1 pseudogene is annotated in these 232 nt (G+C 79.3%); it reads left to right on the top strand.

Annotated elements, in window-relative coordinates:
* Positions 1 to 232 (top strand): annotated as a pseudogene (locus KVS71_RS19250) (DUF255 domain-containing protein); the annotation flags it as partial.

The following is a 232-nucleotide window of genomic DNA, read 5'->3' as shown; positions in this document are numbered from 1 at the left end:
GTGTCCACCACGCCCGCCGGTCGCGCCTTCTACGCGGGGACGTCCTGGCCGCCGGAGGCGCGACCGCCGATGCCCGCGTTCCGCGAGGTGCTGGTGGCCGTCCGCGAGGCGAGGACGACGCGACGGGCGCAGGCCGAGGAATCCGCGGACGCGGTGACCGCGGCGCTCGCCGAGGCCGCGCAGGCCCCGGCATCGACCCTGCCGGACACCGCCGCCCTCGCGGAAGCCGCCC

Origin of the sequence: Microbacterium sp. GbtcB4 (assembly GCF_019091465.1) — a bacterium.
GTDB lineage: Bacteria > Actinomycetota > Actinomycetes > Actinomycetales > Microbacteriaceae > Microbacterium > Microbacterium paraoxydans.
Note: the sequence above shows the minus strand (reverse complement) of the source record. Positions and strands in the feature narration are given on the sequence as shown.